The following is a 26,268-nucleotide window of genomic DNA, read 5'->3' as shown; positions in this document are numbered from 1 at the left end:
AGTGGTTTTCAAACAAAAGTTTGGTTATGGTAATTTAATTAAATGCGGATATTTTTAGCTACAAGACGAAATTCCTAAATATTTGAAGAAAGCTTTGTGGTGATGGCTTATTTTTCTATATTTACATCGAGCATTATTGTTAAAAGAAAATATAAAAAAATGGCATCCTTGCTACTCTCTAATAATTGTGAATCCTTATGTTGCTTTACTCATTTAAAAATTTTACCGCCACTAATTCAGTACGAGACATACCCGAGTCCATAATAGCGTGCCTTCAGGGACTCTGTACCGATCATGAGCATCTTCCAATTGAAGAAATTACCCAACCACAATCTTCCCAAACCCGTCCGATTGTCTTTTATTACCTGCCCAGTTTTACATCTTCAGATATACAGTATTACAACGACTACCGCCAGCAGTCATCTCCCCTCTACATTGTATTAATACTTCCCAAAGACAATAAAATCGAACTAAAAGCTCAAAATGAGCTTAAATATGAAGATTATTTGCTCGATAGTCAACTCACAGAAGATTGGCTAGAGCGAGTGCTGACTTTTTATGAGAAAAAGAAAGAAAGCAAACAAAAACTATCCAAATACGTAGACCTTTATCAGAGCTTATTTACCACCTCGGCAATACCGATGATTGTGACATGTGCTTACACCAATCGAATTGTGATGGTTAATCAAGCCACAAAAGATACTATTTCAGCGGAGGAAGATTGGCTCAAGCAAAGAAAAATCACGGAGCTGTGTCATGCCGATGACATGGAGCGCATGGAAACCAATATGGCTTCACGAACAGGTGAACGAACAGTAGTACGATGGTGTTTACCCGACAATCAAACCTTACACGTAGAGTTTTCAGCATACAATATTATCGTAAATGAATATCCTGCCTCTTTGGTGATTTTTACCAATATTACTCAGCTTATTGAATCTCGAGATCGAGAACGTTCCTCTCTTATCCAGTTTGAAACAATTTTTGATAAAACGCAAGAAGCTATCTTGGTTTTTGACGATGAAGGACAAATCGTAGATGCCAATCGCTCGGCAGTTAAGCTTTTTAGGGCTTACGATAATCAACTAATGGATGCTAAAATTCAGCCTTTGATGACGGATGGTTTTAAGAAATCATTTTGTCAGATTTGGCAGACTTTCCTTGATCATAACCAAGCAAAAGGCATTACCAAAATAAGAGATTTTGAAAATAACCAACTAATTGCAAGTTATCAATTACATAGAAAGCTAATTGGTGGTAATCATTTGGCTACCTTGCTGGACATTACAGACAACTACCAAAAAAATCAAGAAACACTTTGTTTAAATGAAATATATAGACTGCTAGGTCAAACACAAACCTTTAATGAACCATTTGAAATGGTACTGAAACGAGTTTGTGAACAAGCAGGTTATCAAACAGCCTTATTGTGGGTGGTGGATGGTACAGGTAAATACTTGAAAAATGTGAGCTTAGGAACACATAATTTCAATGAAAGTCTATCTTTGGCACCTTCCATTCGACTAGAACATTCTGATGATTGGGAAACCCAAGTCTTTCGTCATGGACAAGCCATGCGTGGTAGACAAGTGCGAGAAATAGTTCCAGGAAAGTCTATTGACTGCAACTCATTTGTATTACCACTCAAAAGTAAGCATAAGGTAGTAGGAATATTGTCACTTTGTACCCAAGATATTGCTCTGATCAATAAAAGACATACTTCTTTTTGTAAAAGTGTGGCTGATATTTTAGGACTAAAAATCGTCAAACTAAATGCCCTGAAAGACTGGGATAATGTCTTTAACCACTCCAATAATTATATCTGTACGATTGGTCGAGATGGTGGTTTTATCAAAGTAAATCCTCGTTTTTGTAAAGAGTTAGGTTATCAGAAAGAAGATTTCCATGCAAAGCCATTTTTACAAGTGGTTCATCCAGAGGACTTAGGCGCTGCAAGGTTTGATTTGGACTTAATGTTTGAGAATAATGCTAGTGCTACTTTTACCAACCGTTGTGTTGCCAAAGATGGAAGTATTCGTTGGATTGAGTGGAGCTCAACGTATGAGCCTAACACCGAGTTAGCCTATCTAATTGGTAAGGATATAACGCAAGAGCAATCAGCCAAAAGACAGTATCTCCTAGAAGCAGAAAATAGTGGTAGGATTTTATCGAGTATTACCGACGGATACTTTATCGTAAATGATCAGTGGCGAATTCAATACGCCAACAAGGCAGCTGAACAGCTCTTTGATATGGATGCACAGTCGCAAATGGGGATGTATTTATGGGAAGTTTTTAATATTCATCCCTATCATCCATTCTTTATGCAACATGTGGTAGCGCAAGACGAAAATAGAGAACACTCTTTTATCGAGTACGAAGCGCAATCAAAAAAATGGCTTTCAGTTAGTTGTAATCCCCTCAACGATGGTATGGCTGTTTCGTATAGAGACATAACTACGCTAAAAGAGCAAGAGAATAAGATAGAGGTAATGAAGTCCAATTTGGAGCTATTAATTAACAATACCGATAACTATATCTGGTCGATTGATACAGAAAAACGATTGGTTACATTTAACTCTATTTTTGCTCGAAGAATATCTGATAAAATAGACGAACAACCACAGGTAGGAACATTAGCGCTAAATGAAAAGTGGTCACCTGAAGAAATTGCATTGTGGGATTCGCTTTATGAAAGAGCATTAGGAGGAGAGTCATTTTTTGAAGTAGTGTCAAGCTTTAATCCAATTAAAGGTGAAATAGAGATTTCGGAAATCAATTTATATCCTATTTATCGAGATAATGAAATTGTTGGGGTATCCTGCTTTTCAAAAGATATTACAGAAAATACGAAGTATGTACGTGCCATCGAGGAGCAAAATAAAAAACTCCGTGAAATCGCATGGATGCAATCACATGGTGTTCGAGCACCATTAGCACGTATATTGGGAGCAGTCGATTTATTAATGCATGATACTCAAGGAGCTTTACCTTCCTCAGAGCTACTTTCGTGGGTAGATGTGTCGGCGCGTGAATTAGATGGTGTAATACATGATATCGTCAAAAAAGCATCTCCTTGGTCTGCCGAACCTAAAGGCTTTCCCAATAATTTAATGTTATCATAAATTTATCGTAACGATAACCTTCTTCTTTTAAATTTGTTTTGTATTTTAACTCCTGTACCATATTGAAAATGACAACAATATGATACAGGAGTTTGAAATTGTATGGTCAATTTAGCGATTTGTACTAATCGAACACAAACGATGGTAAAAGGCTAAGTATGCTTACCCAATTGAAACAAAAACTTATGGAATCAAGAAGAGAATTTATTAAAAAAGCCTCCTTTCTAGCTAGTGGCGCTGGATTTTTTGGCGCACTACCTCAATCTATTCAACGAGCATTGGAAATTAACCCTGCCCAAGGTAGTTCTTTTTGGGATGCTGAGCACGTGGTAATTTTGATGCAAGAAAACCGCTCATTTGACCACTGTTTTGGTACCCTACAGGGAGTTCGTGGCTTTAATGACCCTCGCGCTTTGACGGATGGTGATAAACGTAAAGTTTGGTTACAATCTACAAAAGATGGCAAGACTTACACCCCTTTCCGACTAAATCTAAAGGATTCAAAAGCTACATGGATGAGTTCGTTGCCACACTCGTGGGAAAATCAAATCGATGCACTCAACAATGGAAAGAATAACGGTTGGTTGGGAGCGAAGCAGTCTGGTAACAAAGATTATAAAGATATGCCCCTGACTTTGGGCTATTATAATCGTGAGGATATTCCTTTTTACTATGCCATGGCTGATGCCTTTACCATTTGTGACCAAAATTTCTGCTCTTCTTTGACGGGAACAACGCCCAATCGTTTGTATTTATGGTCAGGTACTATTCGCGAAAAAGCTTCTTTCAATTCTAAGGCCAATGTAAAGAATGAGGATATTGATTATGAAAAATGGGCTAAATGGAAAACCTTTCCCGAAAGACTTCAGGAGGCAAATGTACCTTGGAAAATTTACCAAAATGAAATCAGTTTATCCTCAGGCTTAGAAGGAGAGGAGGATGCTTGGCTTTCTAACTTTACTGATAACCCTATTGAGTGGTTTGAGAATTATAAAGTAAAATTTGCTCCAGAATATTATGAATATATTCAAAAAATGGAGAAAGTTTTGCCAGAAGAAATCAGCACTTTGGAACAAAAACTTCCAACGTTAGATGCCTCGAGTGCTGAATATAAAAAAGCTCAAAGACAACTCGATTCGAAAAAAGGCTGGTTTGCACAAATCAAAGTAGACCTAGTCACCTATCATCCTGACAAGTTCAAGGATTTGACAGATACTCAAAAAGCCATACATCAGCGTGCTTTTACGAATAACAGAAAAGACCCTAATTATAGAAAATTAAGTCATATCAAATACGATTTTGAAGGCAAAGAGCGTGAAATGGCAGTGCCTCAAAGCGATGTCTTGTATCAGTTTCGAGAGGATGTGAACAACAACAATTTGCCAACGGTTTCTTGGTTGGTGGCACCTGAAAACTTTTCTGACCACCCAGGTGCACCATGGTATGGGGCTTGGTATTTGTCAGAGGCAATGGATATTTTAACCAAAAATCCAGAGGTTTGGAAGAAAACCATCTTTATTTTGGCATATGACGAAAACGATGGCTATTTCGACCATATTCCGCCTTATGTTGCTCCAGACCATCAGGCGCAAGACGCTGGAAAGGTATCGCATGGTATTGATGCCTCAGCAGAGCGAGTAAATATTGCGCATGAACAGCAACGTTCTTACAAGGATATTCGCAAAGGACCTATTGGATTAGGCTTTAGAGTACCACTTTTGATTGCCTCTCCATGGACTCGTGGCGGTCGCGTATGTTCAGAGGTTTTTGATCATACTTCTGTGATTCAGTTTTTGGAAAAATTTGTTTCTAAAAAAACAAAGAAGAATATACATGAAAGCAATATCACTGAATGGCGAAGAACCGTTTGTGGAGATTTGACTTCTGTTTTTCAGTCATACAATGGCGAAAATATTCCTCTGCCTAGTTTTGTAGAGAAAGAGCCTTTTATACAAGCTGTCCACCAAGCGCAGTTTAAGCAACTGCCATCGGGTTATAAGGTACTGACCGAAGCCGAGCAAGAGGCAATTAATCAAAATCCTCAAGTAGCAAAATGGATGCCTCAACAAGAAAAAGGTATTCGACCAGCCTGTGCTATTTCTTACGAATTATATGTAGATGGACAGTTAAAAGGTGATGCTTTTGAACTCAAAATGAAGGCAGGAACGACGGTTTTTGGTAAAAGCACCAAAGGTTCACCTTTCAAAGCTTATTCAACGATTCCTTATCAAAAGAAAGATACAGAAGGAAAATCTCTAGGTTATGAGACGATGTTGGCAAGAGATTATGCCGTAAAAGCTGGCGATCAATTGAAAGATACTTGGCAATTGTCTGAGTCTGAGTCAGGACAATACGCTGTTGACGTTTATGCTCCCAATGGCTTTTTTAGAACGTTTAAAGGAGATGCGTCAGATAAGTTAAAAACAAGTTTGACCTACGAATCGACTTCTACCAGCGAAATCCTAACGGGCAATGTTGTGTTGAATTTAGAGAATATTTCAAAGGCAGATATTGTTGTTGAGATTATCGATGAATCTTATGAAACGGGTTTGAAAACGATTAATGTTTCTGCTGGTCAATCGCAAAAATTAGTCTTAAATCTTACCAAAAGTTATAACTGGTATGATTTCTCGGTAAAAGTAAAAGACGATGCTGTCTTTTTGAGAAGATACGCTGGGCATGTTGAAACAGGTAAATCAAGCTTTACCGACCCAGCGATGGGACTAGTCAAAACAGTCTAGATCTTTCCCCTTAGCGGGCGACTTAAGTTGCCCGCTAAGGGAAAATATCTTTTTGTTACACAACAGATTCATAGTTAGTGTGCAGGATAAAATTTGTTTTCAAGAAATAGAGTAATCCGCTAACTAATCTTTTAAATTCAAAATTAGTGCTGTACGAAAGTTTAGTTTATTGACAACTCTTGCAGTTGCCTCCTTCAACATGGCAACCGCAAGGGTTGCATCTACACCCGAAAAAACAATGAATAAGAACTTTTTTGAACAAAAATAAAATCCTTTATACAACTCAAATTCACAGTTTGCCATTCACAAATCTACATTTAAGCTTCTTCAACAGCTTTACCATTTTACAAGCTCTACTTTCCAGTAAAAAATTACTTATAGGTTCTTTTAAAAGAAATTTATGTAAAAACCTGTAATCTAATTAATTTATGTTCCAACGAATCTTCACTTGTATTGCTATCTGTTTTTGTCTGAGTATTATTGGCGTTAATGCACAAGCCCTAAAAGTCCAACATGATTTGGTAGTAGCAAAAGATGGTACTGGCGATTTTAAGTATATCCAAGATGCTATCAACGCTGTCAGAGTCTATCTTCCTAAAGGCATCACTATAAAAATCAAAAAGGGTAAATATGTAGAAAAATTAGATATTCCGAGTACCTTGACTAATATCAAATTTGTTGGGGAAGACAAGGATAGTACGATTATCAGCTACAACGATTACTCAGGAAAAGGTAAAATGGAGACTTTTGATTCTTATACCTTGCGAGTGATGGGCAATAACCTTTCTTTTGAAAACTTAACGATTGAAAATACCGCTGGAAGGGTAGGACAGGCGGTGGCATTGCATGTCGAAGGCGATAGATGCGTTTTTAAGAATTGTCGCTTTTTAGGAAATCAAGATACTATTTTTGCCTCGGGAGAAAACGCTCGACAGCTATTTGAAGATTGTTATATCGAAGGAACTGTCGATTTTATTTTTGGTTCTTCTACGGCACTTTTCGAACGTTGTCATATTCACTCAAAGGCAGATGGATACGTTTCGGCAGCATCGACACCTGATTGGGTGGTGTATGGCTATGTTTTCAAAAATTGTAAACTCACTGCTGATGCCAACGTCACCAAAGTGTATTTGGGCAGACCTTGGAGAGATTTTGCTAAAACTGTTTTTATCGATTGTGAAATTGGCAGTCATATCTTAGCAGAAGGATGGAATAACTGGGGTAGACCATCAACCGAAAAAACAGTATTTTATGCTGAATATAATTCGACAGGAAAAGGTGCAAACATGGCAAATCGGGTAAAATGGTCTAAGAATTTGACTAAAGTGGAAGCCTTAAACTACAGTAAATCAGAGATTTTTGCAGGAAAAATAACACAAGAATTATCTAAATTCTGGTCAGATAAATAAAAGAAGCTTTATCTTTGTTGTAATAACCGTAAAAAATCTTTAAATATTTATAAATATTGTGAAAGCGCTACTAACCATTACTCTTTCAGTGTCACTGTCTATTACTTCCTTGGCTCAATCGACCGTTGGGGTAACGGGTGTGAAAGACAATTCCTACAATAGCTATTCAGCTTTAAAAACAACCCTTAAAACACATCCCAATGCACTTTTGGTTATCGAAAACCAGTATGCCAATGTTACAGAAAAACGGGATATAGTGTATGCTAAAATCGGTGATAGGGAATTGAAATTGGATGCTTTTTATCCCAAAGAAAAGCATCATCAACCACATCCTGCTATTTTGATTATTCATGGAGGAGGTTGGCGTTCTGGTAATAGAGCACAACATATTCCTTTGGCTCAAAAGTTAGCATCATTAGGATATGCTACTTTTACGGCAGAATATCGTCTTTCTACAGAAGCATTATATCCTGCTGCGGTGCAAGATTTGAAAGCTGCCGTAAGATGGATTCGTTCCAATGCTTCGCAATATCATGTAGATGCCAACAAGATTGCAAGTTTAGGTTTTTCGGCTGGTGGACAACTGGCTTCTTTGGTGGGTAATACCAATGGTGTTCAGACCTTTGAAGCAAACGAAGGTGTTACGGGTGTTTCTAGCGATGTACAGGCAATTGTTGACATAGATGGTATTGTAGCATTTATTCATCCAGAATCGGGTGAGGGAGACGATTCCAAAAGAACCTCTGCCGCTACCTACTGGTTTGGATACGGTAAGGACGAAAATCCAACGCTTTGGAAAGAAGGCTCAGCCTTGACTTATACTGGAAAAAATACGCCACCAACCTTGTTTATCAATAGTAGTGTAGAGCGAATGCACGCAGGAAGAGACGATTATCGTAAAATTTTGGAGGCTAATCATATTTATTCAGAAGTACATACTTTTAAAGATTCCCCACACTCTTTTTGCTTGTTTACGCCATGGTTTGACCCAACGGTTGAGTATGTTGACCATTTTTTGAAAAAGGTTTTCAAAAAACACAAAGATGTGTTGGCATTTAGATAAAAATATAAAGGCTTAATCTCACGATTAAGCCTTTTCGTTTATTAGGGGGATAGATAGTGATAGCTAAGTTTGTAAAGAAGTTTTTAAGTTATCGCAATGTTTAGAAATTGCTTGTAAACATTTTTGAATCGCTCAAACCCTTGTTGATAGACATGATTATACTGCGTGTTGGGATAAAAAACGATTTCGTTTTTTATATCGTTGTGATACTCCATCTCGAATGATTGAAAACCTAGTAACACAGCGCCCCATGCCGAACTTTCAATGGTATTACTGACTTCTACTTTCATTTGAAAAATATCAGCAGTCATTTGTAACCAAAAATTACTTTTGGCAAAGCCTCCGCTGACCATCAAAGTAATATTGGATAACTTTTCTTTTTGAGGGACTAAAACCTCTGCAATTTGTTTTAACCCAAATAGAATACCTTCCATACTGGCTCGAATGATATGCCCTTGGGTATGTTGCATGTCTAAGCCAATCATGAGTCCTTTGGCTTTGGCATCCCAAATGGGTGCTCTTTCACCCAAAATATAAGGCACAAATAACAATCCTTCAGAACCAACTGGTACTTTAGAGGCTTTTTCGAATAATTCTTGGTAGGTTTCGGTAGACTCAAGAATATTATTTTTGAGCCATTGCAAAACTACTGCACCATTGTTTACCGCCCCTAATTTGAGATACTCCGTACCATATAAATGATAGCATTGTGTTCTCATCTGGGGGTCGATAAAAGGTTGATTCGAAACCACCCTCACCGCTCCACTTGTGCCTATTGTAAGCGCCATTTTGTCGGGAGTAATTGCTCCAGAGCCTAAATTAGCCAGAATTCCATCGCCACCCCCACTTACTAATTCAAGACCATATTGCTTACAATAAGCTCGATGGGTTGATTTTACTATTATAGACAATTGTGTTTTTTGGATACTAAGATAGTTCAAAATTTCCTCCGACCATTGCAGCGAATGTATGTCCATAAGCCCAGTCCCTGAGGCAAGGGTCGTATCAATTGTGTATTCGTGGGTCAGGTGATACCAGATATATTCTTTGGCGCTAATTAGTTTATGCGCCGAAGCTAGTAATGCTGGTTCATGTTCCTTAAGCCATGCAATTTTGGTCATGGGCGAAAAACTATGAATCGGAATGCCCGAAATGTCATAAAACCGCTGACCAGTTGCATTTTGTTTTAGGTTATCTGCAATATCTGCTGCTCGATTGTCCGCCCAAATCATACAGTCTGTTAATGCTTGATGTTGTTCATCGACCAATATCAAACTTTGCATTGCTGCGCTGAAACTTATAAAACGTACTTCAAATCTAGCAAGAATATCTTCTATACAATCTTTTGTTGCTGTGAGTAAATCTTGAGGGTTTTGGGTGCTCCATTCTGGTTGGGGGTGATACATCGGGTATTCCCGACTCACCTGATGCAAAACGTCCCCTTTTTGATTAAAAACTACAGCTTTTGTGGCAGTAGTGCCCAAATCAATACCCGCATAATAATGCGCCATAAGCATTCAAATTTTAAATTCTACGGATGCTTATCACGACTATTTTTTCTCAACGGCATGTCCTCCAAACTCATTGCGAAGTGCTGCGACTACTTTTCCTGAAAAAGTATCTTCCATTTGAGAGCGATAACGCATCATCACTGAGAGCGCAATTACAGGCGTAGGAACACCCATATCCAATGCCGTTTCAAGTGTCCATTTACCTTCGCCTGAAGAGTGCATTACGCCTTTTATGGCATCCAATTGCGGGTCTTTTGCAAAAGCATTGGCTGTCAATTCCATCAACCAACCTCTTACAACTGAGCCATGATTGAATAATTCAGCAGTTTTCTGAAAATCAATGTCAAATTGCGAACGCTCAAATACTTCGAAGCCTTCTGCAATGGCCTGCATCATACCGTACTCAATACCATTATGAACCATCTTGGTAAAGTGTCCGCTTCCTGCTCGCCCTGTGTGTAAATAACCGTTTTGGATAGATATTTTTTGAAAAACTTCTTCTACATATTTGAAGACATCGGTATCTCCTCCAATCATGGTACAAGCGCCTTGCAAAGCACCGCTGGTGCCGCCCGAAGTACCACAGTCAAGGAAGTCGATACCCTTGTCTTTCAAATGTGTGTAACGACGCAAAGAATCTTTGAAAAAAGAGTTTCCGCCATCTATTATTATGTCTGAAGGGTTCAATAAAGGAATTAATTGCTCAATGACAGCATCTACAATCTCGCCTGCTGGTACCATCAACCAGATTACCCTGCGTCCTGAAAGCTGTTTAGTTAAATCTTCTAAGCTAGAAGCTGTAGAAATTCCATTTTGAGCAATTTGTGTTACAAAATCAGGGTTTACATCGTTGGCTATTACCTCAAATCTATTTCTATGTAAATTTAACGCAAGGTTAAAACCCATTTTGCCTAAGCCTACCAATCCAATTTGCATAAGTTTATTTGTTAAAAGTTTCGGGATATTTTGTTTATAAATGATAAGGTGTACTGTACTCAGTAATTTGTAAAACGTTATTCGTGAATTGTATATCCGTTATAAGTATTAGTGCAGAATTATGAGTTGTGAATTGTGAATGTAAAATTTTAATTATAAATACCTTACATCTTTAATTGATTGAATATTATTCTGCACGATTACTTAGAAGAAATATATCTTATTGCTGGTCAAAATTAAAATTCCTAATTCAAGACTTAGCCTTGGACTCACCTTTAAACAGTTTAAAACTGTATTAATAAAATTGATTGACGAAGTCCAAACCCATGAATGCCTCCTATTCGATTTGTCCTGTAATCAGAGTACATATTCATAGTCTGTAAAAGTGTTTCAAAATCCTTTTAACACTCTTTGCCTTGTGCCTGTTGCCTCAACACAAAACTTTAATCTTATTCTGCACGATTACTTAAATCTATAGTTCAAATTTCTTGCATTATTTTGTTTAAAACTTTCATTTTTTTTCGGTGTAAAATATTTGAAATATTTCTTTGTAAACTTTTGTGGCTTCACAAATTGAACTCATTATAAATGAGAGCTTTAGTGAAAGTTTGTATAGATTTATAATTCGAAAAATTATATTCTCTTTTATTTTTAGTAGAAAAGTAAAAAATTGTGCCTCATTGCTATGTCCAAAACCGATGAACCTACCTAAATTACAAGATGGTTTTTTCTCCGCCATATCTTGTGATTAGCTCATGAATTCCAACTTTTACTATATACAAAACGAATCGCTCGAATTAAAGGAATTTCCTTTTTTGTCTTGTTTGCTTTCTCAGAAAGTACAACAAATTATTCTTGATTCATGGGAGGTTGGTTTGCGAACAGGAATAGGGATTTTTAGTTTTACCGAAGGCAAATACGAGTGGAGTCTGGAGCATAAAACCTACCCATTATATCCCAACGATTCGTTGATAGTTCAGCCTTGGCAGGCACTTGGCAATCCGAGGGGATATCTGGAGATTGGCGCATTTATGCAACTCAGTATTTTGCCCAACCATTGGACCAAAGATGGACATTTAATTTTGGGCGATTGGAGCAAAATCTCGTACAGTGAGCAGGTGGTTATCTCAAAACTGTTTTTGTCTAATGCCAAGCCTATTATTCCTCGTAATCCTGCGATTGGTCAGTTAATCATGGAATTGGGGCAGGAGGTACAAGAACAAGCCTTTGGGTATCGTACCAGAGTGCCTCAAATCGTGGATGAAATTTTGATTACTTGGGCGAGAACGTTGGGTAAAACCGAGCGGAATAACCAAGATTTTTCACAGACTTTTCTGCAATTAGAACAGACTTTGAGAGCCAATTTGGAACACCCTTGGACCTTAGAAGAAATGGCAGGACTAGCAGGATTAGGAAATACAGCTTTTTCAGAAAAAGTAAAACGCTTTTCGGGTTTTTCACCTCTCAATTACCTCATCAATATTCGAATAGCAGAGGCTAGTAGATTGCTTAAAAGTAGCGATAAGTCATTGACTGATATTGCTTTGGAAACTGGTTTTTATTCGTCACAGCATTTTTCAACTACCTTCAAAAAGCTAACGGGTTATACACCAAGAGATTATCGCAAAATCCATATATAAACTACATATTCTTTCTCAACAATCGATACTAAATAATTATGGAAGCCATTCTGACAATCGATATTAATACAACCTCTGTAAAAGTTCAGGTGTACGACCTAAGCGGAAAAGCTTTGTATCAAAAACAAGGTTCGTATCCGACTTTTCATCCTGTTGCAGAATGGAGCGAACAAGACCCTGAACAGGTGTATATAACGACTTTATTTGTTGTCAAAACCTTGATTAATGAATTTGTGCTTCCCAATAAAATCAAGATACTCTCCATAGGGTTTAGTGGTTCGATGCACAGTGTTTTACCTGTCAATGCCAAAGGGATTCCTTTGGGACAAGCAATTATCTGGGCAGATAATCGTGGACAAAATCAAGTCAAAAAACTTCAAGATATAGGACTTGATACTAGGATTTATGCGCAAACAGGTACACCAATCCACCCCATGTCGCCACTCATGAAAATCGCTTGGCTGGAATCTAACCGTGGTATTTTTTTAGAAAAAGTAGCAAAATATATTTCGCTAAAAGAATACGTACTTTTCCAGCTTACAGGGCAATATCGTGTCGATGAAAGTATGGCTTCCTCTACAGGATTGTTTGATATTACCATTAAAGGATGGTCAAACGAAGCTTTGGATTTTGCGCACATCTCAACTAATCAGCTCTCCGAAGTGAGTTCGGTAATGGATAATACCCTAACACTTAAACCCGAAATAGCGAAGTCTTGGGGGATTTCTACAGATACTCAAGTGATTCTTGGGGCAACAGATGGCTGTTTGGCAACACTCGGTGCTGGGATTATTTCAGAAGGGAAAGCGGTAATTTCGATAGGTGCCAGTTCGGCTGTCAGGATTGCAGGAAAGGAGCTATTAAAAGACCAACAACAAAGGGTTTTTAATTATTTACTGACCGACAACTGTTATATCAGTGGAGGGCCTGGTAACAACGCAGGGGTAGTATTTGAATGGTTTGCGAAGGAATTTGGAGACTTTTCAGAGCATGCTTATATAGAAGAAGTCTTGGATGAAATTTTTCAAAAAATAGAATCAATTCCTTTGGGTGCTGATGGATTGGTATTTTTACCGTATTTGCTAGGTGAGCGAGCACCTGTTTGGAATGCCAATGCCAGAGGCTCGTATTTTGGATTACACATTAATCACACCAAATCGCATTTGGCGCGTGCGACTTTGGAGGGTATTCTGTTCGGAGTGTATAGTATTGGAAAAATGTTGGCAACCTTTAGGGAAATCGATGAAATTCGGATTAATGGAAGTTTTGCTTCGCACCCTTTATGTGTTCAAATGTTATCTGATATTTTCGGTAAAAGAATTACGGCGAATCTCTCCTACGATGGTGTCGGACAAGGAATTGCCTTACTGACGCTGACGCAAATGGGGATTTTCAGAGATTTGCAAACAGCTACAGAATCATTGAATTTTGACCAAGAATGGTTACCCAATTCTGGCAATCATGCCAAGTATCAGGCGTATTATCGTTTGTTTGAAAGATTGACAAAAAAGCTTGAGGAAGAGTTTGGATATTTAGCCAAACTACGTGATTTGTAGGAAAGTAGAACCCTCTAAAAACAAAAAATCCCAATCATACGATCGGGTTGCAACTCATTTTTTCATCTTAAATCCAGTCATAAGACACTTTGTCATTTTCTGGATTGTGATTCTCGCTTTTTTGAAACGTGTGCATGTAGCGAGGGTTGTCTTGTTTTTTTGCTCTGTGTGCTCGCCAATTTGTGTGACGGTTTAATGCACTCCAACTTTGTTTTGCCATATTTTTATTTGTTTTAGTAAATAATATGAGCAAAAGTTGTTTCTGTAATTGCTTGATTAATAATTGCTTATTTTAATGAATTACAAAACACTTTTGCTTTGTATTTGAATATAAAACTACAGGTTTCTTGAAAAAGTTCAAATTATAAGAGATTATTAAATTGTTAAGGAGTAAAGACTAGCTATTGCACTTGAGATCTTTGCTTTTATTCACTTCAAATATCAACAACATGAATGCCGTAAAAATAACAGCTTTTGGTGCCCCTGAAAACATGATTTGGTCCGAATATCCAGACCCTATTTGTGGGGCAGAGGAGGTAATGATAGAAATATTGGCCGCTGGTGTCAATCGACCTGATGTATTGCAGCGCAAAGGTCATTATCCTGCACCCAAAGGAGCACCCGCAGATATTGCTGGTTTAGAAGTAGCAGGTCGAGTGATTGAGATTGGTGAAAATGTTAGTCGTTGGAAACTTGGCGATGAGGTTTGCGCTTTGGTAACTGGTGGAGGATACGCCGAAAAAGTTAATGTTCATGAGTCGGTTTGTTTACCGATTCCTCTAGGTTTTTCAATGGAAGAAGCGGCGTGTTTACCAGAAACAGTTTATACAGTCTGGCATAATGTTTTTCAAAGAGGAAATTTAAAAGCGGGCGAAGGCATTTTGATTCATGGAGGAAGTAGTGGTATTGGTACAACGGCGATTCAGTTGGCAAAAGCTTTTGGAGCAACGGTTTTTGTAACGGTTGGAAATGAGGAAAAAGGTCAAGCTTGCCTTGAACTTGGTGCAGATAGATTTGTCAATTATAAGACTGAAAATTTTGAGGAGGTTTTAAAAGATGAAAAAATCCATGTTATTTTGGATATGATTGGGGGAGACTATTTTTCCAAAAATATAGATTTATTAGAAGCCGATGGACGTTTGGTGTATATCAATGCCATGGGAGGGAAGAATGTTCAGATTGATATTTTGAAAATGATGCAAAAGCGACTGACCATTACAGGTAGTACTTTGCGTGCAAGAGAAATAAGTTTCAAGGCCAGTTTAACTGCCGAAGTTTATGAGAAAGTGTGGCCAATTTTGGAACAAGGATTGTTCAAAGTTCCTATTTTTGCGAGCTTCCCAATTCCTCAAGCAGCAGATGCACACCGACTCATGGAATCGTCGGCACATATCGGAAAAATTGTGTTGGTCAAATAGATTTACCAAAAAAGGCTGTGATTATCAATCACAGCCTTTTAAACTAAATTCCATTTAACTATGTAATTAAAATGGACTCATATTGGTGATATTTTGAAAATAGTCTTCGGGTGTTGGCAATATGCCTTTACTCAAAAACTACTCTGAAAATCTAATTGTTGCTCAACACTGAAATATATCTTGCACAAAGTTATAATTCTAAAGATAGGTTCAATGTTAAATTTATGGAAGGGTCACAAAAAAGCCAACCTCAAAGAAGTTGGCTTTTGTCGATAACTATTCTAAATGCTAAAGATATTGTAACGAATTGTATCTCGCTACGGGATTTTGAGAGAGTGCTAATTAATGTTACTATCTAAAAGCCAACTGTCTCCACCACGAACCAAGTCTTGAACCAGAAGGTTTGAAGGTGAAAATTTGCGTTGGTTTTTGTGTCAAGGTTTCGAGATAATGCAGGAAAAGGCGATTGGCTTGATGTTGCCAGTCGATAAATTCGTTTTGAATGCTTTGATGTTGAGGTAAATAGGCTAAGAATTTAGAAAAATCAAATTCTGTTGCCGCTATTCCAGCGCCAGCACGTTGCCCGTCGTGCGCGTTTATCATTTGCTCGATATGATTAGGTACAGGAACCATCATAATAGGCTTGCCCAAATACATAGCTTCACAAACTGATTCGAAACCAGCTGTACATACCAACCCCGAACAATTTTCCATCATGGTCAAAAATTTCTCAGCGTTTACCTGATGAAATGTGAGGTTTTCTCTTACTACCCATTCGTCCGAAAAATCTAGATTATTCCAAAAACAATGGATTTGCACATCGCGATGATTTTCGTGCCAATTGGCAATGTCTTCCGCCAATTTGTGATGTGTGATGTATGCCAATACAAACGGTTTACTTGTTGGGTTAAGTTTTTTTACTTCTGTACGTAATAGTGGTGGCACAACCGCAATATTGCGGTTTAGGTCATTTTCCATTTTGTCAAATGACAACGCCAACTTTTGAGCACTTCCTAAAGCCGTTACTTTGGTATTGAAGTTGAGTAAAAAACGGTCAAACCAATGTTTTGATATATTATCAAATTGCTCATGCAGCAACAAATACTGATGCGCAATGCAAATACAAGGGATATTGGGACGATATGTACTGAAATACAAACCACAAATCATTTCATAGAAATTAATTACAGCATCGGGCTGATAGTAATCAATTTGCTCTTTCAGATACTTTACACTATTGCAATACAAAGGAAATTTGAGAATATGAGTGCTAATCGTATCCCAAACTCTCAATGCCTTTCCTTGACCATAAACGAGCGATGGACTAGGAAATGTCTGAATAGGTGCTTGAATAGACTCTTGGAAAAAAGCAGGTAAATTTTGATTATTCCCTTTGCCCACCAATACTGCTACAACTTCGTGACCTGCCGAAGTTAATATTTCAGAAAGAGAGATCGCCTGAGTCAAGTGACCTCTTCCTTCGCCTTGTACAACAAACAGAAATTTACTCATTTCGTGGCTTTTGGTATCATGCTTATTGGGATAAGCATTAGTTTTTGTTCTCGTTTAAAATCAATTCGTTGGTATCTTCTTCGCTTAAAAGCAATGCTTCGTTGGCGTAATACATCAATTCCCATATTCCTGCATGAGTTTCGATGAGTGCACTCAATGATTCAACCCAGTCTCCTGAGTTCATATAGGTTACTTCGCCAATGGCTTTAATTTCTGGTTTGTGGATATGCCCACATATAATGCCTTCACAATCGTTTGCTAGGGCTAATTCAGCTAGTTTTTCTTCAAAATCCGACACATGATTGACGGCTTTTTTGACTTGCTGTTTGATTTTTTGAGAAAAGGAGTAGTATGGCATACCTCTCCATGCGCGATAACGGTTATAGAGCTTATTAAGGCCCAGAAGGAAGGTATAGCCTATATCGCCTAGGTGTGCCAACCACTTCATATTGGATGTCACGGAGTCGAAAATGTCCCCGTGCGTGATAAAAAACTGCTTTTTCCCAGATTTAAGAATATAGTCTTTTCGGATACTAAATTGCTTTCCTAATTGAAAAGGAATAATCTGGTCAAGAAAATCGTCGTGGTTGCCTCGTAAATAGATTACTTTGGTTCCATGTTCTTCAATCATTTTGAGTACTACTCTAAAAAATGCGGTATGCTTCTTTTTCCAAGAACCTCCTTTTTTGAGTTGCCAGCCGTCGATAATGTCGCCATTCATGATAAGCGTGTCGCATGAAGTTGATTTTAAAAATGCCACAACCTCCTTCGCTTTTGCCCCCTCAGATCCTAAGTGTAAATCTGAAATAATAATGGTTTTATATTGAGCTGGTGTTTTCATATATCTATCTATTCCAATTCAAGCAGACAGAAACGATATTTCGGGATAGTCGTTTAGTGCATTTTCTGCCTTGTTTTAACTATGACCAAAATTGAGGAATTACTTTAACCTTATGGTTGTGTGTATATTATGCTTTTGTTAATTGTTGTAATGGAGGCGATAACGAAAGAAAACCAACAAATTAGCCAATGAAAAATGGCAGGTTAAATAGAGGAAGACCAGAAAGGATTGGGAAATACGACTGGCTAATCTGTTGGTATAATTTTGTAATAATGGATACTCGGTTTTGTTTCTTTTTAGGCGTTGGCAAAAAGATACCCTACACCTTTGATGGTTCTGATGTAATCATCACCAATTTTTTCACGAATTTTACGGATATGTACATCAACTGTTCTTTCAGTCACGTGAATACCTCTACCCCAAACATTAGAAAGAATTTCGTCGCGAGAGTAAACTTTGTTGGGATTGGTGACGAAGAACATCAATAAATCAAATTCCTTTTTCGGCAATACCCAAGAGTTGTTATTTACCGCAATAGAATAATTTTGTTTGTTGATAGTCAAATCCTCGATAACGATTTTTTCGGTACCAGTTCCCTCGGCTAACTCACGTTTCAGCATGGCTTTAATACGACTCAACAAGGCTCTTGGTTTTACAGGTTTGATAATGTAATCGTCAGCACCGATGTCAAAAGCAGCGATTTCAGAATATTCTTCAGCACGAGCGGTCAAGAACAAGAGATACGTTTTGTTTAATTCTGGCATTTGCTTGATGATACGTCCCGCCTCGATTCCGTCCATAATCGGCATCATAATGTCCATCACAATCAAATCAGGGATATGTTGTTTGGCTTTTTCTACTGCAATTTTTCCGTTTTCAGCCGTGAATACCTGATACCCCTCGCCTTCAAGGTTGTATTGGAGTAATTCTAAGATATCTGGGTCGTCATCAACTACCAGTACTTTAAGAGAAATGTCGATCATAAGTAATTAATCTAGGACTAATAATGTTGTCGTTTGAGATGATAAGAAATTGGGCTTCTCAAAATTTGACACAAACTTATCAACCAGAAATTACCTCATCGTTACTCTTATATTAAGTGTAGATTAACATTTTTGAACGGTAAATTATTGGTAAAGAATTTATAAAATCGAGTGGGAGTAAAGTCTCTTATATTTATGATTATAGTTTGAAAATTACAACAACAAAAGGTTCAAGTCGGAGACTTGAACCAAAGGTGTGATTTTATTTTTTACTTATTCATTACTTCCTTTATAGGTTTGCCAACCTTATCATTGGGTGCAAACTTTTCACCCAAAAACTTAGCAAGCGTACTGGCAAACTGTGTTTGATAGTACTGCCCAGCCGTTTTTATCTCACCTTTTGCAGGGGTATCTGGCCCTAACACAGCAAACCATATTTGATCAGAATAGGCAGTTCTAAAACCATGATCTGTCCAACCTGATTTAGGATATTGTCCACGTCCATGGTCAGACGTAATGATAAGGGTTGTTTTGTCTTTGTATTCGGGCATTGACTGAACCGTTTTCCAAAGATCTGCCAAATAGCGGTCAAAATTGTTTGCAGCTTTCAGATAGGCATCATAATTACCTGCATGTGCATAGTCATCTGTTTCATCAAATGCCATAAAAAGTACCTTCGGCTTTTTGTTTACAAGGTATTCTTTGGCAAGATAATAGGTAATGAAATCGTGACGGTCGGCATTGGCGCTCGGAGTGCTTTCCTGAATTTCGTTGAGTAGTTTTTCTCTTGGATTTGGATTTTTTACCAGTTCCTTTCCTGAATTTACAGGGATTTTACTTCTTTTTTCATTGATAATAAAAGGGAAACAATCCCACGTAGAAAAAGCAGCAATTTTGCCTTTGTAGGCAGGTTTTTTATGTAAAAACTCCAAAACGGTTTCATTTGGATTGTCGATATGGTCGTTGCTGGTAATGCGCTCGTCGTCGGGCGCACCTGTCAGTATTTCATTGTAACCAGGATACGAAAACCATTGTTGGTTGGTGATATTGACAAAATTATTATACTCACGATTGCCGTAAATTTGCCCTTTTGAAGCAATGGTATTCCACAAAAATGGTAATAGTTTCGCACGACTAGCTTGTGGTGAACCTCCAAATCGGTCGATTAAATCGCGTTTACTTTTGGTGTATTTTTCTTGATTAAGCAGTGCCGTATCTAAGCCATTAAATACTTCTAGCCAGCGAAATCCATCGGTGGTAATCAAGATAACCTTTTCGGTTTTGTGTTGAGCTTGCGAGTAAAAAGTACCCAATAATAGGAGGAGGAATACGCATATTTTTTTCATTTATATAAAGGTTTTTGATTTGTTGACCTAAAGCATTTTATTTCGGCTAAGTAGCAGGAAAGATTAAATTAATAGTATATCTGATATGGTATTTGACGAAAGCCTTTTAATTATGATTATATTCTGATAACTGATATACAATTAACCAATAACGTCTTCTTACCTATACTTGTGTAACGAGAAAAGCTAATAAAAGTTTTTTGTAAGAATCTAAAGGTTGTACCTCGCAGTCGGTAAGTTTAGCTTGTTCATCCCAAGCTCTTAGTTGCAAGCTTTTTTTGAAAAGAGGATGTTTTTCAAAGGCCTCCGCTTCATCTGGAGTCATGACGCCTCCTTGGTATTTGAGGGTTGTTTTACTTGCTTCCGAAAGTTGCTCGTAATACTTGGGATGCTTGAAGGTTAAATAGCGTTTGGCTTGCACATGGCTTTTGACCAACATAGCCATGCTTTCAGGTAAACCTTTTGAAACCAAAAAATCTGCCCCAATAACCTCATGTCTCAAATGCCCCATCCCTTCCATATCCTCGGACTCCTGCATAGGAAGAAGATGTCCAATATCATGAAAAAAAGAAGCTAAGACCACCAAAGGTTCTTCGTTGGCATCCAGAGCCAATTGTCCAGCTTGTAAGCTATGCTCAAGAATAGTGACTGGTTCGCCAATATATTCGTTGCCACCTTGTTGGTCAAACAAAGTGAAAATTTCCTCTACGATTTGTTCTGGGTTGTTTTTCATGTTATTAGTGTGTTGTGAGTTAGCTAATCGTGAATTGGAGAGTAATTTTTATTTCCGAAATCCAACATCCCATATCCGCAATCGTACACCTCTCATTCATCATTTCAATTACCCTTAAAAAGAAAATAGTGAAGCAGGGCTTCACTATTTCTACGCATCATTAACCACTCAGTTGGAGGTTATTACTCGATAACGATTGTTATGCGATATTTTATGAACTCCCAATTTTCCTCCGACTATACTCTTTAGGTTAATGAATTCACCATATAAGAATTTAATACTATTTCAAAATCCAGAAATCATAGTTGATGTCATCTTTACCATCTGTAAATTGACGTTTTAAAGCTGCTTCAACGTTTGTTTTGTTGGTAGTAAATTCAGACTGTGGATATTGAAAACGCTTTGGAATTTTTGTACCATTACCTGTACCTGGTCCAATCAAGAAGCTTGGAATACCAGTACGACGTTGGTTGAAGAACGCTTCGTATCCAGAATTTTGAAAGAATGCTACATATTTTTGTTTCAAAATCTGAGTCAAACCATCAGCATTATTTCCTTTGTATTTCACAGTAGATTGTGTTAAATAATCCGCAGGTAATGCAGCTCCATAAAAGCTCATAGATGATTTGATACCTTGTTCATACCAGCTTTGAGCATCGCTAGTAGCCCACCCACGGTTGATACCTTCGGCAATGTTAAAACACATTTCAGAATAACTCAAAATGAAAGTGTTTTCACCTACATAGTTGCTATAATAGCGTTTACGACTCTGGAATGAATACTCGCCTTTCAATACTTTTGTTGACATATCTGCCAAATCTTCGCCTGAACTAGCACCTTCGTAAGCATTTACACTTGTCGCAGGAATACCAGCTTTGATTTTTGCTTCAGCAGGCTCTGCTACGATAAACAAACGAGGGTCGTTGTTTTCTTTCAAAATGTCGATATAGGTTTTCGACATATTTTCACGTGTTGCGTTGTTACCGAAGTTATCTGGATTACGAGGGTATTTGTTGTTGCTACTCCAAACATATTGCAAAGCATCGTCATTTGAGGTCATCAACGGATACTTCGTTGGGTTACTAATGGTGTTCGCAAATTGCTGTTTTACTTGCAAATCAGTATCATCAGCTTTTTTGCTCAAATGAATCAAAACACGCAATTTCAAGGTATTAACCGCTTTTTGCCATTTTGTCAAGTCGCCATTATAATAAATGTCTCCTGTCAAAGACTTGTCACTCGCCGCAATCAAAGTAGTAAGGTCTGCGTTAGCATCTTCCAACCATTTTAATACTTGTACAAAAACATCCTTTTGTGTGTCGTAAGTAGGTTGGTCAACCGTTAATCCTTTCAATGCATCTTTAACAGGTAAATCACCAACCGCCAAAGTCATTTTTGTATAATAATAAGCACGTAAAAATTTACCAACGGCTGCGTAAGGGTTTACAGCTTTTGCGCCAGAACGAATCGCTTCGCCTTCCATTTTTACCACGTTTTTCAAAGTAGTAAATTGTAAAGAAGCCGCAGACCAATTGTATTCGTTACTGCTATAATAGTTGTAATTAGAACAGTAAAATTGGTTACTACGCATGGCGTCGTTCCAAGCGCCTTCGTTCATATTGCTAAGAACTGTTCTGAGGGTAAGTTCTGCGGGAACTGATGTTGGTAAGTTGGGGTTTTTCTCCAAAACTGCATAATCATTACAGCTCGAAAGTAAACCAACCACGCAAAGTGCTGCTATATATTTTTTCATTGTTGTAAATGCTAAAGAATTTAAAACTGCTAAAAGTTAGATATTAGTGATGAATTGTGAGTGATGAGTTTAGAGTTCAATTTTTTGAAAATCAGTATTTGTATTTAAAAGTCATCACTCGTTACTCCCAACTCATCACTCATAATCGCTTGTTCCAAGTTTTTAGAATACTAAGTTAAGGTTAACCCCGAAACGCTTCATTGTTGGCGTTTGAAGACCTGTACTTGTACTCAAACCTGTGTATTGGTCTAAGTCTACACCTGAGTGTTTGCTATCTACGAAGTAGAATAGGTTACGACCTACAAATGAAACTGATGCTTGCTTGAATGGAGTGCGGTTCAACAAATGTGCAGGAACATTGTAAGAAATGGTAATCTCACGAATTTTAGAGAAAGTCTTACTCATCATGTTACCTTCAGATGTTGAATAATAACGGCTGATATAATCCTGTACGAAAGTTTTAATATCGTTTGAAGCAAACTTCAATTGGTTCATGTTGGTGATTGCACCAGTAGTTGGGTCATAAGTTGGCGTACCTTCTACGATTTTTACACCTTCACCAATGTATGATTTAATGCCTTTTACATCTTGCTCACGAGCAGCACCCAAAGCACCTTCTACCGTTTCGATATTACGTCCACCACGGAATGACTGACGACGGATATAGTCTTCGATTACGCCATCTACACGACCATCTAATAAGATATTCATTGACCAGTTTTTGTAACTAAACTTGTTGTTGATACCATATACCCAGTCTGGATTAGCATAACCTTGGAATGTCGATTTTGGTAGTACAATCGGACGACCACCTGCATCGTTGATGATTTGACCATCAGCGGTACGAGCATAAGCCGATACTATTACTGGGTCAATTCTGTCGCCAATGTTTAGGTTGATGTTTGAAGGGTTACCGCTTACAAAGTAGTTAGATGGCAATGAAGAAATGTTTCCGTAGATTTCTTTCAATACTTCTTTATAAGTTGACCAGTTCAATACGATATCCCATTTGAATGCTTGTGTTTTTACTGGCGTTGCTTTTAACGAAACTTCCCAACCTGTTTTTTGAGTACGAATACCGTTTACAATAGCATTGGTATAACCTGTAGTTTGTGATAAATCACGGTTGAAGATACGTGGACCATCGTTCGAGACAAAATAAGTTACTTCACCAGAAAGTCTGTTTTTCAAGAAACTTAAGTCAATACCTGCTTCAATTTGCTCGGTTGAGTTTGGTTTCAAGCTTGCATTATCCAATTTGTCAGAGTAAGAAGAAGATGGCAACAAGTTATATCCCGGAGCGATAGTATATCCAACTGAGTTAGCATAGCTTGGTCCATCATAAGATGAAGTATAGTCAACGCCATAGCCTACAGGGAACGAGCCACTTGGCGTAGAGCCAATTGTTGAACGAGTCAAACCGTCTTTTACGTTGGCATAAGAAGCACGTGCCTTCAAGAATGAGATGGCAGATGGTAATGTCACATAATCAGAAATTACAGTACTCAAACCAAATGATGGATAGAAGAACGTGTTGTTACCTTTTGGTAAAGTAGAAAGGTGGTCAACACGACCTGTTGCCGATAGGTTGATATAGCTTTTGTATCCTAAGTCAGCCGAGTAGTAAGCACTTTGTACTTCCATATCTGATGCAAAACTATAAGCCTTCACAGGACGAAGTGAGTTAGCAAAAGTATATACACCTGGTGTGTTCAAATAGTCAGTTGTTACAAAGCTTGAACGATAGCTAAAGCTACGAATGTTGGCACCAGCCCATACTTTTACATCAAACACATTGTTATACAATTTGCTATATTTCAACAAGATGTCAGTGTTGTTTTCGAATAAAGTACGTTTGTCTTCACGATAGTCACCTTTAGCTTCTTCACGACCATACGTTGTGGCAGAATAAGGCAGTTTCTCATTTCTAAACAAATCATAAGAAGTTACTGAAGTACGACCTGTTAATTCGAAATTGTCGTTGATTTTATAGTTCAATGAAGCATAACCGTAAATATCATTTTTGTAATGACCTCTTGTCCATTCGTAAGCTACAAAATATGGGTTGTTGTAACGTTGGTATTCAGCATAGATTTGTTGAATACCTTCTTTGCCTGGCTGCCAGTAGTTGCGCAATTGGTCAACATCCCAGTCTGCACCACCCCAAATTACCATGTTGTAAATCAATGAGTTTGGTCCATAGTTAACATCTGGTACGTTTGGTGTTGATTGGCGGTTGAAGTTGATGTTAGATTCCAAACGAAGTTTTTTAGAGAAATTAACACCTGCCGACATGTTGAAGTTGATAGAATTCAACTGCGTGTTTGGCACGATACCTTTTTGGTAGCTGTTTGACAATGAGAAACGTAAATCAGCTTTTTCAGTACTTGAAGAAATGGCAATGTTGTTGTTTGATTGCAAACCATCGCGCAAGAAGCGAGTTAAGTTGTTTTTACCACGAGCAATCCAAGGAGTACCTTGACGAACACCGTTTACCACTGGCGAGTCGTACTGAGGAATCAATTGACCTTCAAATTTTGGTCCCCAGATGTCGTAGTCGCCGTCATTTTTACCACCACCACGACCATCTACGAACTCATAAACTCCGTGGTCTCCAGGTCCATACAAATCCTGAACTTTCGGAATAGCGTTGAAGCCACTTTCTATCATCGTTGAAGAGTTAAACTCAACGGAAAAACCACGTTTATCTTTAGAACCTTTCTTCGTAGTAATCAAAATTGCTCCATTTTTTCCACGGAAACCATACAAAGCCGCCGCGTTTGGACCTTTCAATACCGAATAAGTTTCAATGTCATCTGCCGAAATATTCCAAGTATCAGAGTTGATAGGTACACCATCTACGATAAATAAAAGATCAGTGTTACCACGCAATACCAAGTTTGGACGACCCAAAATTTCAGATGAAGCACCAACGGTCAAACCAGCTACTTTACCACTCAACGAGTTGATAGCATTTGGCTCACGAGCTTTGATTAATTCAACGCCCTGAACTGATTGAATCGAATTGGTGAGGGTACGTTTGTCTTTCGAAATACCCAAGGCAGTTGTAACAACTTCCTGAAGCATTTTTGATTCTTGTGCTAGGCTAACATTAATAGAAGTTTTGTTGCCTACTGTAATTTCTTGTGAAGTGTAACCAATAAAACTGAAAACCAATATGTCTGTTGGCTTTGCATTGATTTTGTAGCCACCATCAGCACCAGTCGAGCTACCTTTGTCGCTACCTTTTACACGTACCGAAACTCCTGGAAGTGGAGAATTGTCGTCTGCAGCACTTACTTTACCAGTGATTTGTCCGAGTGTAGTCATTGAGCAACAAAGCACTAAAACTGGAACAAACATCGAGGTCATAAACCACGTAAAATTACGTTGAAACCTCCCTAGCATGGGTAAAAGTTTTTTCATTTGATTGTGTGTTTTGTTTTGTGATAGAGGAAAGAAATTGGGTAAAACGAATCAAGGGGTTTGAGTTTTATGGGTTAGGACAAAACCAAGGACTCGTTGAAATCTCCTTTTGAAAAACGATGCAAACCTACAATCAAAAAATAACCCCACCTTCAAGCTAGTATTAAGCTTGATTAAACTTTAGAGGTGTAATATGTGCTATATTCGTTGTTTGTGTTAGTAATGTGTTAAGTGTAGATAAATTACAGAAAATCGGCATTTTATTGCCTTTAAGT

General features: G+C 37.9%; 17 protein-coding genes. 7 read left to right on the top strand and 10 right to left on the bottom strand.

From position 1 onward, the window contains the following. Positions 1-197: 197 nt before the first annotated feature. From QM481_RS05380 to QM481_RS05365, 4 genes are all read left to right on the top strand, one after another. Positions 198-3,125: a PAS domain S-box protein gene (locus QM481_RS05380; RefSeq protein WP_283380945.1), complete on the top strand. Its 2,928-nt coding sequence runs from the start codon at positions 198-200 to the stop codon at positions 3,123-3,125. Between the two features lie 185 nt (positions 3,126-3,310). Further along, the gene (locus QM481_RS05375) at positions 3,311-5,866 is read left to right on the top strand and encodes a phosphocholine-specific phospholipase C (protein WP_283380944.1); all 2,556 of its coding nucleotides are present in this window, start codon (positions 3,311-3,313) and stop codon (positions 5,864-5,866) included. 428 nt (positions 5,867-6,294) lie between these two features. Then, the gene (locus QM481_RS05370; protein ID WP_283380943.1) at positions 6,295-7,275 is read left to right on the top strand and encodes a pectinesterase family protein; all 981 of its coding nucleotides are present in this window, start codon (positions 6,295-6,297) and stop codon (positions 7,273-7,275) included. Between the two features lie 58 nt (positions 7,276-7,333). After that, positions 7,334-8,338 (top strand): alpha/beta hydrolase, encoded by a 1,005-nt coding sequence (locus tag QM481_RS05365; RefSeq protein WP_283380942.1) that lies wholly within the window; start codon positions 7,334-7,336, stop codon positions 8,336-8,338. A gap of 83 nt (positions 8,339-8,421) precedes the next feature. On the opposite strand, the gene QM481_RS05360 is transcribed toward QM481_RS05365, so the two are convergent. Together QM481_RS05360 and gnd are read right to left on the bottom strand one after the other, a co-directional pair. Next, entirely contained in the window at positions 8,422-9,849 is a 1,428-nt protein-coding gene (locus QM481_RS05360; protein WP_283380941.1) for a gluconokinase, read from the bottom strand. Positions 9,850-9,888: 39 nt separating this feature from the next. After that, positions 9,889-10,785 carry a phosphogluconate dehydrogenase (NAD(+)-dependent, decarboxylating) gene (gene gnd, locus QM481_RS05355; protein WP_283380940.1) on the bottom strand — a complete coding sequence of 299 codons (897 nt, stop codon included), beginning with the start codon at positions 10,783-10,785 and terminating at the stop codon, positions 9,889-9,891. A 755-nt stretch (positions 10,786-11,540) separates the two neighbouring features. On the opposite strand from gnd, the gene QM481_RS05350 reads away from it, so the two are divergent. Beyond that, positions 11,541-12,425 (top strand): helix-turn-helix transcriptional regulator, encoded by an 885-nt coding sequence (locus QM481_RS05350; protein ID WP_283380939.1) that lies wholly within the window; start codon positions 11,541-11,543, stop codon positions 12,423-12,425. Positions 12,426-12,463: 38 nt separating this feature from the next. Continuing rightward, positions 12,464-13,981 (top strand): gluconokinase, encoded by a 1,518-nt coding sequence (locus QM481_RS05345; protein ID WP_283380938.1) that lies wholly within the window; start codon positions 12,464-12,466, stop codon positions 13,979-13,981. Between the two features lie 67 nt (positions 13,982-14,048). Here the strand turns inward: QM481_RS05345 and QM481_RS05340 are convergent, their stop codons facing one another. Then, complete coding sequence (locus QM481_RS05340) at positions 14,049-14,201, bottom strand: hypothetical protein (RefSeq protein WP_283380937.1); 153 nt, start codon at positions 14,199-14,201, stop codon at positions 14,049-14,051. A 229-nt stretch (positions 14,202-14,430) separates the two neighbouring features. Here QM481_RS05340 and QM481_RS05335 point away from each other — a divergent pair, with 229 nt between their 5' ends. Then, a complete protein-coding gene (locus tag QM481_RS05335; protein ID WP_283380936.1) occupies positions 14,431-15,399 on the top strand; it encodes an NAD(P)H-quinone oxidoreductase in 969 nt (322 codons plus the stop codon). A gap of 351 nt (positions 15,400-15,750) precedes the next feature. Here QM481_RS05335 and QM481_RS05330 read toward each other — a convergent pair whose 3' ends face one another. From QM481_RS05330 to QM481_RS05300, 7 genes are all read right to left on the bottom strand, one after another. After that, positions 15,751-16,911, bottom strand: a complete 1,161-nt coding sequence (locus QM481_RS05330) for a glycosyltransferase family protein (RefSeq protein WP_283380935.1) — start codon at positions 16,909-16,911, stop codon at positions 15,751-15,753. 37 nt (positions 16,912-16,948) lie between these two features. Further along, a complete protein-coding gene (locus tag QM481_RS05325) occupies positions 16,949-17,752 on the bottom strand; it encodes a UDP-2,3-diacylglucosamine diphosphatase (RefSeq protein WP_283380934.1) in 804 nt (267 codons plus the stop codon). 296 nt (positions 17,753-18,048) lie between these two features. Then, the gene (locus tag QM481_RS05320; protein WP_095163658.1) at positions 18,049-18,735 is read right to left on the bottom strand and encodes a response regulator transcription factor; all 687 of its coding nucleotides are present in this window, start codon (positions 18,733-18,735) and stop codon (positions 18,049-18,051) included. Positions 18,736-19,004: 269 nt separating this feature from the next. After that, a complete protein-coding gene (locus QM481_RS05315; protein ID WP_283380933.1) occupies positions 19,005-20,081 on the bottom strand; it encodes an alkaline phosphatase family protein in 1,077 nt (358 codons plus the stop codon). Positions 20,082-20,244: 163 nt separating this feature from the next. After that, positions 20,245-20,814 carry an HD domain-containing protein gene (locus QM481_RS05310; RefSeq protein ID WP_283380932.1) on the bottom strand — a complete coding sequence of 190 codons (570 nt, stop codon included), beginning with the start codon at positions 20,812-20,814 and terminating at the stop codon, positions 20,245-20,247. A gap of 280 nt (positions 20,815-21,094) precedes the next feature. Beyond that, positions 21,095-22,567: a SusD/RagB family nutrient-binding outer membrane lipoprotein gene (locus QM481_RS05305; protein WP_283380931.1), complete on the bottom strand. Its 1,473-nt coding sequence runs from the start codon at positions 22,565-22,567 to the stop codon at positions 21,095-21,097. A gap of 162 nt (positions 22,568-22,729) precedes the next feature. Continuing rightward, complete coding sequence (locus QM481_RS05300) at positions 22,730-25,993, bottom strand: SusC/RagA family TonB-linked outer membrane protein (protein ID WP_283380930.1); 3,264 nt, start codon at positions 25,991-25,993, stop codon at positions 22,730-22,732. Positions 25,994-26,268: the final 275 nt, after the last annotated feature.

It is taken from the genome of Flectobacillus rivi, assembly GCF_030056655.1.
GTDB classification, from domain to species: domain Bacteria; phylum Bacteroidota; class Bacteroidia; order Cytophagales; family Spirosomataceae; genus Flectobacillus; species Flectobacillus rivi.
Note: the sequence above shows the minus strand (reverse complement) of the source record. Positions and strands in the feature narration are given on the sequence as shown.